Genomic DNA, 14,756 nt, shown 5'->3' on the forward strand with positions numbered 1-14,756 from the left:
GCTCACGAAGCGAACGTTACGCGCAGTACCGCGGGAAAACGCCTCCGCAGCCAGGGCACCGCGCGAACCGTGGCCATCGTCAGGTTCCCGAACTCGCGGTGCCCCGCGGGCAGGGCAATGACCTGAATGCTCGAGATTGCCGGCACGTCCTTGCGCAGGCCCTCCGCTTCGTCGGTTGACAAAGCGAAGGACATCTCGGGGAGATGATAACCCTCGCTCTTCTTCCAGCCACGCTTCGTCTTGCTGACAAACCATTCGGGCACCACGTCAAACACCACAGTCGAACCCGGGAACCGCACCGCGATTCGCTCCAGCAGACTCACAACATCCTGGCGACTGAAGTACTGGAACAACCCCTGAGCGAGGAAGATCGGGGCCTTCATGCCGGGGCTGACCTCATCCATCCACCTCGTGTCGAAGGCCGAACAACCGAAATTGCGCAGTCGCGCGTTCGCCGGCAGAAGTTCGTTTCGAAGCCGAGCCACTTCTGGAATATCGACTGAAATCCAGTTACATTTACCGTTGTCCACACGGAAGAAACCTGTATCCAGTCCATCGCCCAACGAAACAACGCAGCCCGCAGGCGTATTTTGCAGAAACTTCCTGACCTCCGCATCGAAAGCCAGCGCGCGCATATAGTTTGGCTGCGACGGGGGGCCGAGACGGCTCCAGTCGAATTCAATTCTCTCGTAAAGTCCAACGCTAATGGGGTCGACTATCCGGGCATCCGCACGGAGACCCTCGACAGCTCTGTCTCGGAGCGTTCCCAACAACGTTTCAGGAACACCACCGAGGTTGACAGCAACCTTTGAATTTGAAGTCATCTAACGTCATCTCCACTATAGGGCGCCATTACGCCGCGCACACCTGGTGCGGGATGCACCAGGAAACTGGTTACGCAGCGCCAATAATGTATAGCCTTCGGGGGATGAGTGTTTTCAGCGAGTTTCCACCGTGACCGTCTGGGCCCCGATTCGGAATATCCGACCACTCCAACGTAGTAGTTTCTGCCTACGTGGCGGAGGAATAATCGAAGATTCCTGTCCGCTTGAGAGTTTCAATGAGGTCATCGAGCGCACCTGCCGAGGTCATCTCCCAATGGGTGTACGGGACAGGAACGTCTCGCACCTTTCCGGAAATCGCATCGGTCCATGAGCGTGCGGCCACACCGAGGTCTTCCCTGCCCTTGGCAGCCGTCAACAGATGTAGATCGCCCTCGAAAACGGCTGGCCGGTACTGCGCCATTGAGCGCGCTGACCTTTCGGCAACGTCAAGCATGCGGACCAGGACGTCACGCGAGATTGACGTTTCCGATTCGATAGCGTCAAGCACTATTGCGATGTCCTGAGGTTCCTGTGGAAGGCTGCCCAGCCCGAAGCCACCAAGAAGATCCTGCGCTGTGACAGCGTGCTCCTCGACGTGCTCACCGGCCCCATTTGCAAAGCTATCGAGCATGGCCAGCAAGTCCACCTGCTCACCCTCAGCCTGAAGCTGGACCGCCATGGCATGAGCGATGACGCCGCCAAGCGACCAGCCAAGCAGCCGGTACGGCCCTTCCGGCTGCACTCGTCTGATCTCCTGCACATACAGCTGAGCGATATCTTCGATTGAGTCAGGGACTCGTTCACTCGATGAAGCCGCCGGAGTCTGCACTCCGTAAATCGGGATCCCCTCCGGAATCCGCGCCTGTAGCCCCGCGTAACACCAAGCCAGCCCCACGATCGGATGTATCGCGAACAACGCAGGTTGATCGCCTTCGGCACGGATCGGAATGATCACGTCCAACGGCGAGCCTTCCGGCGCCGAGTGACCACCGCGAATGACGTCCTCGATGGCACTCGCGACGGCTTCTGCCGTGGGCGTGCCCAGCAGCACACGAAGCGGCACTGATATACCGAGTTCGTCCGACAATCGGGTCATTGCCTTGACTGCAACTAACGAGTTTCCTCCGAGTTCGAAGAAACTTGCGCTGACGCTGAGCCTATCGAGCCCCAGCACCTCTGCGAAAACTCGCGCTACCAAAGCCTCGTTCTCAGTTCGCGGTGCCACGTATTCGCCTGCTGCGCCACCGGTCTCAGGGTCAGGCAGAGCTGCCCGGTCGAGCTTGCCGTTCGCGGTCAGCGGCAGCGCGTCGAGGACGACGACCGCAGCAGGCACCATGTGCGCGGGAAGATGCTTACCGGCCTCCTGGAGCAAACTCGGTCCATCTAATTCAGCGCCGCTTTCCGCCACCACATAGCCGATCAGCCGCTCCCCCAGCAGCTCATTGTCCTTGACAAGGACGACAGTTTGCGCCGTCCCCGGATGCCGGCCCAGCACCGCCTCAATCTCTCCGAGCTCAATACGGAAGCCGCGCAGCTGAACCTGGAAATCCGACCGCCCGAAATACTCGAGTTCGCCATCACGGTTCCAGCGCCCGACATCACCCGTGCGATACATCCGCTCACCTGGCATGCCAAACGGATTCGCCACGAACCGAGAGAACGACAGATCCGGCCGGCCGAGATACCCCCGGGACAACTGCGGACCAGCGACATACAACTCGCCTGTCGCGCCGACCGGCATCGGCCGCAGCCTCTCGTCCAGCACGTACACGCTCAGCCCCGGAATCGCGCGGCCAATCACCGACGCGGACGCACGCGCAGCGAACTCACGGTCAAGCTCACGGTGCGTGACATGCACCGTCGTCTCAGTGATGCCATACATGTTCACCAGCCGCGGAGCATCCTCCGGATGCCGCTCATACCACCGCTCCAGCTGCGACAGATCCAGAGCTTCGCCACCGAAAATCACGTACCGCAGGCTCAAGTCAGCGCCGCCAGCCTCACGATCAGCCTCAACAAGCTGGTAGAACGCCGTCGGAGTCTGGTTCAGAACAGTCACACCCTCGGCAGCCAGCAGAGCAAGGAAGTCCCCCGGCGAACGTGACGTCAGGTAGTCGACAATGACAACCGAGCCGCCGTACAACAACGCACCCCAGATCTCCCACACCGAGAAATCAAACGCATACGAGTGGAACAGCGTCCACACGTCCGACTCATCGAAACCGAACAGCGCTTCCGTGTTCGCCATCAGCGACGTAACCGTGAAGTGCGTGACTGCTACGCCTTTCGGCTTACCCGTCGAACCCGACGTGTAAATCACATACGCGACATTGTCTGGCCGCAGCTCACCGCGACGCTCAGCATCCGCTAACGGGCCATCATCGAAGCTGTCCAATTCCAGCCTGACTCGGTCATCGTCAAGAACCAGCAGTTCGTGCCCCGCGGGCAACGCACCCTGCTCCCCCGATGTCGTCAGCACAACAACGGGCTTCGCATCAGCAAGCGTGTACTCGATGCGCTCCGCCGGATACGAAACGTCAACCGGAACATAAGCTGCACCGGACTTCAGCACACCGAGTATCGCGACCAGCAGATCGCTCGAACGCGCAGTCGCCACCGCCACCAACGACTCGGGACCGGCCCCGCGGGAAACGAGCATGCGGGCCAACTCGTTCGACCTAGCGTCCAGCTCGCGATACGTAAAATCAGCCGTCCCCGACCGCACAGCAATTCTGTCCGGCACCTTGCGAGCCTGCGCCTCGAACAACGACACCAGCGTCGCACCCGTGGCCGCACCCGGGCCCTCAGTGTTCCAGCCATGCAACACCAGATCCCGCTCCACGGGGTCCAGCAGATCAATCGAACCCACCGGCTTGGCTGCATCGGCCGCGACAGCGCTCAGCAAGCGCTCAAGCTTATCGATCAGCGCAACCACGGCTTCGGCATCGAACAAAGAGGGGAAGTACTTCAGCTTCAACCGCAAATTCGGCTCGGTAAACGCCAGCAGCGTCAGAGGATAATGCGTCGCATCGCTGCCCTCGGCGCTCAGCAGTCGCATCCCTGCAAGATCTGTCGCCGAATCACCGGTCTGGTCGACTGGATACGACTCGAAAACCGCAAGCGTGTCGAACACCGCCCCGGCACCAGCAGCTTTCTGAATCTCGGTAAGACCGATGAACTGGTGGTCAACCAACTCACTCTGTTCCCGCTGCAGCTGGGTTATGAGGGCTTCAAAACTGTCGTCCTCGTCGATATGGACACGCACTGGGAGCGTGTTGATGAACAACCCGATCATCTGCTCCACACCCGAAACCTGAGGCGGACGGCCAGACACGGTCGCACCGAACACCACATCCTGCCGCCCGAGCTGACGGCCCAGCAAGATGCCCCACGCCGCCTGCACGATCGTATTCAGCGTGACCCCCGAGCGACTCGCAAGTCCGCTCAGCGCACCGGTCAGTTCCTCCGAAAGATCACGTGTGACATCCGCAGGCTCACCGTGGTCGCCTTCCTGCACCTGCGGCGCAACAACCGTCGGAGTATCGGTCTCGCGCAGCGCCGTCTCCCACACCTTGAGTGACTGCGCGTGGTCCTGGCGCTGGAGCCATTCAAGGAAACTCTTGTAATCCTGCACCGCCGGCATATGGGTGGTGTCACCGTCGAGTACGTACAGGGTGAGCAACTCTTTCAGCAAGAGCGGCATCGACCAGCCATCCAGCAAAATGTGATGGTTCGTCACTAGCAGCTCGTACTCATCGGCAGCGACCGCTATCAAGTGCATACGCAGCAGTGGCGGCGAATCCATCGCGAATCCCGTTGCGCCATCGACGGCGACAAGGCGGTCCCGCTCAGCTGCACGGGCAGCCGGATCGAGTGTCGTGAGGTCTGTGTAGGTCCACGGCAGCTCAGCACGCTGCGGAACCACTTGCACCGCATCCCCATCCGAGGTGTGAAGGAACGCGGCACGCAAGTTCGGATGACGGTCCACTAGCGCCTGCCCGGCCCGGCGCATGCGCGCTGGATCTACCGTGCCACCGAGTTTCAGGCGGGTGGGTGTCGTGTAAACGTCCCGCCCATCACCAACGAGGAGAGTGTGGAACATCAAGCCGCTCTGCAACGGCGTCAGCGGCCAGATTTCGTCGACACGGATGAAACGCGATTCAATGGCCTCGATCTGTGACTGCGTGACGCCATGCACCATCGTGTCCGACGGCGTAAGACCCCCAGCCTCAACTGATTCGGCGTGGCGGCCAAGAACATCGAGCGTCTCAACCCAGTATTCAGCGAGCTCGGCAACCTCGTGCTCACTCAGTACGCCGGACGCATACGCGAACGAGGCTTTCAGAACAGGCCCTTGGAGACTGTCGGTAACAGTCGCGGTGATACTCAGCGCAGATGTCGCCGGCATCGTGGCATCAGGCTCGGTGCTGAGTTCGATGTCACCGTCAGGAATCCATGAAACGTCGGCCAGATCCATCCCCTCGGTGGTGCCGAAGCGACCCAGGTAGTTGAACGCGATCTGCGGCTCACTGAACTGGGCCAGTTCCGCGCGTGTCTCGGCGTTGAGATGGCGGAGTATTCCGTAGCTCATGCCGTTGCGTGGGAGCTCGCGAAGTTGCTCCTTCACCGCTTTGATAGCCGAGCTCGCGGCTTCCCCGTTCGCCGCCACCGCGTCGACGTCGATGCGCTCAGTGCTCAGCCGCACCGGGTACATGCTGGTGAACCAGCCGACCGTCCGGCTCAGGTCCGCTCCCGGCAGGATCTCTTCCTCACGGCCATGGCCTTCCATGGCCACCAGCACGGACGGCTCGTCAATACCGCGCTGCCGGCGCCACCGGCGCACAGCGAGCGCCAGCGCAGTCAGCAAGCCGTCATTGACGCCGCCCCGATATTTAGCGGGCAGCGTGGTGAGCAGCGAATCCGTCGCTTGTTCATTCAGTTCGACGGACACCCGCTGAACTGAGGGCATGAAGTCTTGCTCGGCGTCGAGCTCCCGCGAGCCGAGTTGGGGGTCCGGTCCTTGCAGTACCTCGCGCCAGAATGGCACGTCTGCGACGATTGCAGCGTCCGAGGCGCGCTCCGCGATGCCGTGCGACCAGCGCCGCAGGGATGTACCTACGGGCTGCAGAGTGACTGGTGCTCCGCTGCTCGCCTGCGCCCCAGCGACCGCGAAGTCGGGGACCAGTACGCGCCAGGAAACACCATCGACAGCGAGGTGGTTGATCGCAACGATGAGACGCCCATCGGGGGCAGCCGCCGAATTCCCGGTTCGATCGCTGTGGACCCACACGAACTGCGTCATCCGAGAGTTGATCGGGTCAAGCCGGTCGACGGCTTCGGTGAACTCGTCTGCGATAACCGCGGCAAGGGCAGATCTGTCGGCGAGCGTTTCAGCGGACACCACGCGCTCGGCCAGGACGTCTGACGCACGAACATCCCCGGGCTCAAGTACCTCGAACCGGGTCCCCTCGGGAGTGAACTCGCATCGTGACCGCAAAGCATCGTGGGTGTCTAGCACCGCTTGAATCACGGTGAGGACCGTGTCACGATCCGCCGAGCCGGGAACCGTGAGCAGTACTGACTGCTGGAATCGGTGATAACTTCCGGACGACCCGAGAAGTTCACGCAACCACTCCACGATGGGGAGTGCAGTGACGGTGCCGACGCCACCGCCCGGCAGTTCTGCGAGGACGTCGGCTTCGGCACCGCTGCGTGCGACGCGCGCGAGCCCCGCGACGCTTCGCTGCTCAAACACGTCCCTCGCACGGATCACGATGCCCTCAGCTTTAGCTCGGGAAACCAGCTGAATGGACATGATGCTGTCGCCGCCGAGTGCGAAGAACGACTCGTTGACACTGACCTGTTCGACTCCAAGCACGTCCGCGAAGATCCGTGCGAGTTTCGCCTCGAGGTCAGTCTCAGGTGCGACGAACTCTTGTTCCGACGAGGTGAATACTGGTTCTGGGAGCGCTTTACGGTCGAGTTTTCCGACGGGTGTGAGCGGAATCGAGCCGATAGCCATGATGACGGACGGCACCATGTAGTCCGGGAGAGACTCGCTCACAAATTCGCGCAGCGTCGCCTCATCGACCGCGCTTGTTGATGCCGGGATCACATAGGACACCAGTACCGTCTGACCAGTCTCACGCTTATGCCCCACCGTCACGGACGTGGAAACACTCGCGTGTCGTGTTAGGGCTGCGTCGATTTCTCCGAGCTCGATCCGGAAACCGCGCACCTTCACCTGGAAGTCGGTACGACCAACGAACTCGATTGTTCCCGTTTTCGACCAGCGAACAAGATCGCCGGTGCGGTACATACGGGTTCCGGGCGCGCCGAACGGCGCGGCCACGAAACGGTCAGCTGTGAGTTCAAGGCGACCGTGGTAGCCGAGCGCAATACCTTCGCCAAGCAGGTACAGCTCTCCCGGAACACCCACAGGAACGGGCTTCAGCCGTGCGTCCAGAACGACGATGGAGGTTCCTTGAATTGGCCCACCGATATCGATCGGTTCACCGGCCGAAAGCCGACTGCCCAGACACCACACGGTGGCTTCAGTCGGTCCGTAGAGGTTGAACATCGTCCGGTCGTCAGCCCAGCGGCTGACCAGTTCCGGCGGGCACGCTTCGCCGCCCACAGCAACCATTTCAAGGTCGGTGATCCCCACCGGGCTCACCGACATGAGTGCAGCTGGGGTCACGAAGGCGTGCGTCACATGTTCGCTGATGAGCAGTTCCGCGAGTTCGTCGCCACCGAAGATGCCCGGCTGGGCGATGACCGTCGTAGCGCCTGCACCGAGCGCCATCAACTGTTCAAGTATCGAAGCATCGAAGCTCGGGGAGGCAAAGAAGAGCACACGCGAGCTCGGCACTATGCCAAACCTGTCGCGCTGCTCGTGCGACACGGCCGCGAGACCGCGGTGCGGAACCACGACACCCTTCGGCAAACCCGTCGAACCGGAGGTGTAAATAATGTAGGCAGGCTGATCCAAAGCCACCTGCCCGCCGTGCTCAGTCTCCTGCACCGGGTGCGCGGATGCGGCCTCCACCTGCGATCGGAACGCAGTGTCGTCGAGTGCGGCCCAGTGGATTCCACTCGGGAGAGCACTGACGTGGGCGGCCATCGTGAGGCCTACTGTGATTCCGCTGTCAGCAACCATGTGCTCAATGCGATCGGCCGGGTAGTTCGGATCGATTGGGAGAAAAGCGGAACCAGTCTTGACGATTGCCCACGTGGCAGCGATCGACTCTAGCGAGCGTGTGATCGCCAGCCCAATCGCGTCGCCGCGACGAACACCAGATGTCAGAAGCGCCCTGGCGATTCGGTTCGAGTACTCATCGAGCTCGCGATAGGTGACCGACCTTTCGCCGTCGACTACAGCCGTGCCAGAAGGATTTAGTGCGACGGCGTGCTCGATGATCTCCGCGAAGCGCAGCGGGGCAGGTGGTTCCGCTCCCGCAGCGGGCGTAAGCCCAGCGAGTTCGGCAGTGCCGAGCAGTTCGATGTCGCCCACCGCGATTGACGGGTCTGCCGTTATCGCCTCGAGGATTCTCGTGAAGCGCTGAGCAAAATCGCTCACCGTCGGCTCGTCGAAGAGATCGGTGGCATACGTGAAGACAGCGTGCATGCCGCCCCCTTGGGCGCCTTCCCCGCCACGTTCAGCCAGTGTGAGCTGCAGGTCGAACTTCGAGACTGCTAGGTCGTCCGCCATTCCGTCGATACGAAGGCCAGCGAGTTCGAGGTGCGCCTGCGCGATGTTCTGGAACGCCAGTACAACCTGGAAGAGTGGTGAATGCGACGTTGCACGCTCAGGGCTGAGCACATCCACGAGTCGCTCGAATGGCACATCGGTGTGCATGAACGCTTCGAGGTCCGCCTGCCGGACGGATTCAAGCAATTCGACAAACGAGGTGCCCGGCTCGACGAGTGTGCGGAGAACAAGCGTGTTCACGAACATGCCGACCAGGTCGTCGAGGGCCGCTTCACCGCGACCTTCGATCGGGGTTCCGATCGCGATGTCATCACTACTTGACATGCGGGACAGCAATACGGCGAGCGCTCCGTGCGCCACCATGAAGAGCGTGACGCCCTGCTGCTGAGCAAGCACAGTGAGTGCCTTGACCAGGTCGTCGCTGATGTCGAACTCAAAGTTCGCGCCGCGCATCGACTGCACCGGCGGACGCGGGTGATCGGTTGGCAGTTCGATCACGTCAGGCAATCCCGCGAGCGTGCGGGTCCAGTATTCGAGCTGCTGCGCCGCGATGCTGTCCGGGTCAGATTCATCGCCGAGGACCTCGCGCTGCCAGAGAGCGAAGTCAGCGTATTGCACGTCAAGCGGCTTCCAGCCGGGTTCCTCTCCCGCGGTGCGAGCGCTGTACGCCACCATGATGTCGCGCGCGAGGGGGGCGATCGAGGCGCCGTCGGCGGAGATGTGGTGAACGACCACCGCGAGCACGTGCTCTCCCGGCGCTGCACGCCACAATGAAGCCCGAATCGGAGGCGCCACCGAAACGTCGAAGCCCTGGTTGACGAAGTCAACAACTCGGGACCGCAATTCGTCAGCGCCCACTTCTGTGACAACCAGTCTGGACGCGAATTCGCTCATTGGCAGAACAACTTGGCGGGGACCCCCATCGCCACCTGGATACATGGTGCGCAATGACTCGTGTCGTTCGAGCACATCACGGAACGCCGCCGACAGCGCCTCCGTGTCGAGGTCGCCTGAAAGCCGAAGCACCATCGGGATGTTGTAGGCGGGCGACGCAGTATCGAACTGGTTGATGAACCACATGCGCTGCTGTGCGAGTGAAAGCGGAACAACCGCCGGACGCTCGCGGCGGGTCAGAGCGGGTCGCGGCGCAGTACCCGCGGATTGCTCCGCATGCTGAGCCAGCGCAGCAATCGTCGGATAGTCGAACAGGGCGCGCACCCCGAGGTTCACTTGGAGCGCCGAGTTGATGCGCGCGATCACTCGCGTTCCGAGCAACGAGTTTCCACCGAGATCAAAGAATCCCGCGGTGACGCTCGCTTCGGGCAGCCCAAGAACCTCGCAGTAAACCCCGGCAATGATTTCTTCTACGGGGTTGCGCGGTGCCACGAATTCGCCTGCTGCCGCCCCGATCTCTGGAGCTGGCAGAGCCTTCCGGTCGAGTTTGCCGTTCGCGTTCAGTGGCATCTCGTCGAGTTGCACGAATAGCGACGGAACCATGTAGGCAGGCAGGTCCCGGCCTAGCTGCGCCTTTGCGCTGCCTGTATCGAAATCTCCGTGGGCTACGACGTAGCCAACGATCTGATCTCCGGTCGGCGCATCGGAGTGCACAATGACGGCCGCCTGGGCCACCGATTCGAGGCGGGTGAGAGCGTTCTCGATCTCACCGAGTTCAATACGGAAGCCACGGACCTTCACCTGGAAGTCGGAGCGTCCAACGTATTCGAGGTGTCCTTCCCGATTCCATCGGGCGAGATCACCGGTGCGGTAGAGGCGCTCACCGCGCCCGCTGAAGGGGTTGGCGATAAATCGTTCAGCGGTGAGGTCGGGCCGACCGTAATACCCACGGGCAAGCTGGGTGCCTGCAAGATAAAGCTCGCCAGCAACACCGGAGGGAACTGGGCTGAGACGCCGATCGAGGACGTACACCTGGCTGTTTGTTTCTGGCGCGCCGATCGGCACCGCACCCTGTTCGTCACCGGTACAGCGATAGGACGTGATCGAAACCGCAGCTTCCGTCGGGCCGTACAGGTTCTCAATCGGGACGTCAGCGGTCGTCGCCCACTTGTGGACAAGCGCAGCTGGCAGCGCCTCGCCAATGCACAGGACGTAGCGCAGCGAGTCGATCGCGCGGACGCCCTCGTCACCGTTGACTGCGACGAATGTGTCCAGCAGAGAGGGCACGAAATGGGCCACGGTGGCTTTGCGCTCGCTCATCAACCGACCGAGATACGCCGGATCACGATGTCCGTCCGGGTCAGCAATAACAAGCCGCGCACCGGACGCCAGCGGCCACCAGAATTCCCAGACCGAAAGGTCAAATGACGCTGGTGTTTTGAGAACGAGCGCGTCGTCTCGACTCAGCGGATACGCGGTCTGCTTCCAGGCAATCTGGTTGACTACCGCTTTGTGCGGCAGTGCAACCCCTTTCGGACGCCCAGTCGAGCCGGACGTATAGATGACGTACGCGAGGTTCGACGAACTGAGCGGTTCACGGCGATCTAGCTGGGTGATGGGCGATGCACTGAACTGCTCCAGATCAAGAGCGTCGATGTCGAGCCGGCGTACCCCGGCGGGAAGCGTCACATCTTCGCCTGCGACTGACAGCACGAACAGCGGCCGTGCTGACTCGACGACGTAGGCAGTGCGATCAGCGGGGTGCTCAGGGTCGATAGGCAGATATGCCCCGCCAGCCTTGACGATCGCGTACATGCCCACGAGCAGTTCGAAAGAACGACGAGCCGCAAGCCCGACAACGACATCGGGTCCGACACCTTCGGCGATGAGCTTTCGGGCCAGCTGATTTACGCGAGCATCGAACTCGCCGTATGTGAGTGCCGCACCTGCGAATTCGAGTGCAACTGCGTCAGCGCTCTCCGCGACTCGTGCGTCGAGAAAATCGGTGAGCACGCCTCCTGGCTCGCGGCCCGACGTGGCGTTGAGTTCACGAAGCACATAGTTTCGCTCCGCTGCAGACAGAATGTCCACCTCGAGAACTGGGACATCCGGATTGTCGACGATTGCTTCCACAACCTTGAGCAGGCGGTTCGCGAACTCACGAACCGTGTCCTGCTCGAATAGGTCGAGCGCGTAGGTGAAACCCGCGTTCAGGCCTGCCGGCTGGCCCATCCCGTCCAGGTTCTCGCTGGCGTGCAGGTGCAGGTCATACTGTGCCACTTCGGTGTCCACACCAAGCGGTTCGATTGTCAGACCCGGCAATTCGAACGATGGCTTCTCGAGGTTCTGGTAGGAGAAACCGACTTGCGCGAGCGGTGCATACGCGGTGGACCGGGTCGGGTTGATGACCTCGACCAGCTGTTCAAACGGAACGTCCGCGTGTGCGAACGCCTCCAGGTCCGTATCGCGGGTTTCGCGCAGCAACTCGGAAAATGTGGCCTCGTCGGTCACCCTAGTGCGGAGAACCAGCGTGTTGACGAACATGCCGATGAGGTCGTCAAGCGCCCTGCTCCCCCGGCCTGCGATTGGGGTACCCACTGAAACATCGCCGGTCCCAGTCAAACGCGCAAGAAGTACGGCAAACGCGCTGTGCAGCGCCATGAAGACGGTCGCACTGTTCTGGCTCGCGACGCGCGCGAGCTTTGCGTGCAAGTTCGGACCGATGTCAAACAACACCTTGCCGCCGTGCAGTGTTTGCGAGGCTGGACGAGGCTTGTCAGTGGGGAGTTCCAGCAAGTCAGGCTGATCTGCGAGCTGGTTCTGCCAGTACGCCAGTTGCCGGGCCGCCAGGGATGCGGGATCACCCTCATCGCCCAGAACCTCACGCTGCCACAGAGCGTAGTCTGCGTACTGAATTTCGAGCGGGCCCCAGCCGGGTTCGGTGCCCGAGATTCGAGCCATGTACGCCGTGATTACGTCCTTGGCCAGCGGAACGAGCGAGCTGCCGTCCGCCGCGACGTGGTGCATCACCACGACAAGGATGTGCTCATTTCCGGAAAGCGCGAGAAGTGCGCCCCGAATAGGCAGTTCAACACTGACGTCGAAACCTCGTGTACCGAATGCCGCAGCTTTGGCGGTCGCATCTGCTTCACCTTCCGCTGCGATCACGTCGAGCGTGACATCGGCTTCGGCAGCGGAGAGAATGCGCTGTACTGGGCCGTCAGCAGAGCTCGGGTAGATAGTGCGCAGCGACTCGTGCCGCTCAATCACATCGGCGAAGGCCTGGCGCATCGCGTCAGCGTCCACGGAGCCGGTGAGGCGCAGCGCAAGCGGAATGTTGTAAGCAGCGGATTCCGGCTCGAACTGGTTGATGAACCACATGCGTTGCTGTGCGAGGGAGAGCGGGATGGTCTCGGGTCGTGGCCGCGCTTTGAGCGGCACCCGCTGGGTGATCTGATGTTCAGGAACGTCAATGAGCTCGGCGAGCGCCGCGATCGTCGGGGTTTCGAAGAGCTGGCGAACAATGATGTCCGTGCCCATCGACTCGTTCACGCGCGCGATCACCCGGGTCGCCATCAGTGAGTTGCCGCCGAGTTCGAAGAACGACTCCTGGGTGCTGACCCGCTCGAGCCCGAGTACCTCCGCGAAGATCGCGGCGATCTGTTCTTCAACCGCATTTACCGGCGCGACGTATTCTCGTTCACCCCCAGACAGGTCAGGGACCGGTAGCGCGCGCCGATCTACCTTGCCTTGCGGCGTGAGTGGTACCTCGTCGATCGGTACAACAACACTGGGCACCATGTAACCCGGAAGGCTCTTGCTCGCGTGGCCCAGCAACTCGTCCGTGTCGGCCGTCGCACCCTCATTGTGCTGGATGTACGCCACCAGGATGTTCTCGCCCGCTGGTGATTTGTGGGCCAGCGTGATCGCAAACCGCACATCGGGATGCGAACGCAGCGATGCATCGATCTCACCGAGTTCGATGCGGTAACCACGCACCTTGACCTGGAAGTCGGAGCGGCCAATGTAATCGAGCTGCTTATCGCTCGTCCACCGCACTAGATCGCCTGTGCGGTACATTCTTTCGCCAGGATTCCCGAACGGATTTGCGACGAACCGGTCCGCTGTCAGCGAGTTTCGCGCGTGGTAACCGCGGGACACACCAGGTCCAGCGATATAGAGCTCGCCGGTGGTGCCCGAGGGGACCGGCTTCAGCCTGGAATCAAGCACAATCGCGGTTGTGCCTCGGATCGGCGCCCCGATCGTGACTTTCTCCGCTGGCTGCATCGGCCCGGCGTAGGTAGCGATCACAGTCGTCTCAGTGGGGCCGTAACCGTTGTAAAACTCACGCCCCGGCGCCCATTGCGCGACGAGTTCTGGCGGGCACGCCTCACCCCCGACGATGATCACCCGCAGTTCCGTGACCCCAGCCGGATCGACCGTTTCCAGCGCAGCTGGCGTCACGAAAGCATGGGTAAGCGCGTGCTCACGAATGAAATTCGCGAGTTCCTGGCCTCCGTAGACGTCGCTGGGTGCGATGACCATCGTCGCGCCCGCCGGAATCGCGAGCAGCAGTTCGAGAATGGACGCATCGAAAATCGTCGAGGCGAAATGCAGGGACCTCGACTGCGCATCGATCCTGAACCGTTCGCGCTGTTCTGCCGCGAGCAGTGATAGCCCGAGATGCGTGACAACGACGCCCTTCGGCAGGCCCGTCGAGCCCGACGTGTAGATCATGTAGGCGGGGTTCTCCGGACGCAGCATCCCGAGGCGATCCAGGTAAGAGATGGGCGTCGGGGGATGCGTCTTGAGTTCAGCTTTGACAGCCTCATCGTCGAGTTCGATCCACGTCACTGAACCCGGCAATGCTGGCCGCGTCTCGGTCGTTGTGATACCGAAGCGCGCCCCTGAATCGGAAACGATATGCGCGATACGACCCTCGGGTGCTGCAGGATCAACCGGCACGAAAGCGGCGCCACTTTTCGCGATCGCCCACAGCGCGACGATCGACTCAATAGACCGGGGTAAGCCGATGACAACGAAGGACTCCGGACCCACCCCCCGTGAGATCAGGAACCGCGCGAGCCGCGACGAACGCTTGTCCAGCGCCGCGTACGAGACAGTCTTCTCCCCCATGATGAGCGCGGCACCTGTCGGGTTGGCCTCTACCGCCGTCGCCATCAGCTGCGGAAGCAGCTGCACACGCATATTAGGGCCAGCGCTCATCGAACCTTCCCATCTCACATAGACGGCACCACAGGGGATACCGGACCGCCGTCAGCGTCTGTTACATCGTATTCACTGAACCGGCTCACGTTTCGTACTCT

Annotated in this window: 1 protein-coding gene and 1 pseudogene; both read right to left on the minus strand. The window is 61.7% G+C overall.

The genetic code is table 11. The features are described from left to right. Window positions 1-2: 2 nt before the first annotated feature. Window positions 3-824, minus strand: a complete 822-nt coding sequence (locus FHU29_RS10270; RefSeq protein ID WP_064441064.1) for a class I SAM-dependent methyltransferase — start codon at window positions 822-824, stop codon at window positions 3-5. Between the two features lie 187 nt (window positions 825-1,011). Further along, a pseudogene (locus FHU29_RS10275) lies at window positions 1,012-14,655 on the minus strand (non-ribosomal peptide synthetase); the annotation flags it as partial. Between the last annotated feature and the right edge of the window lie 101 nt (window positions 14,656-14,756).

Origin of the sequence: Hoyosella altamirensis (assembly GCF_014191505.1) — a bacterium.
GTDB lineage: Bacteria > Actinomycetota > Actinomycetes > Mycobacteriales > Mycobacteriaceae > Hoyosella > Hoyosella altamirensis.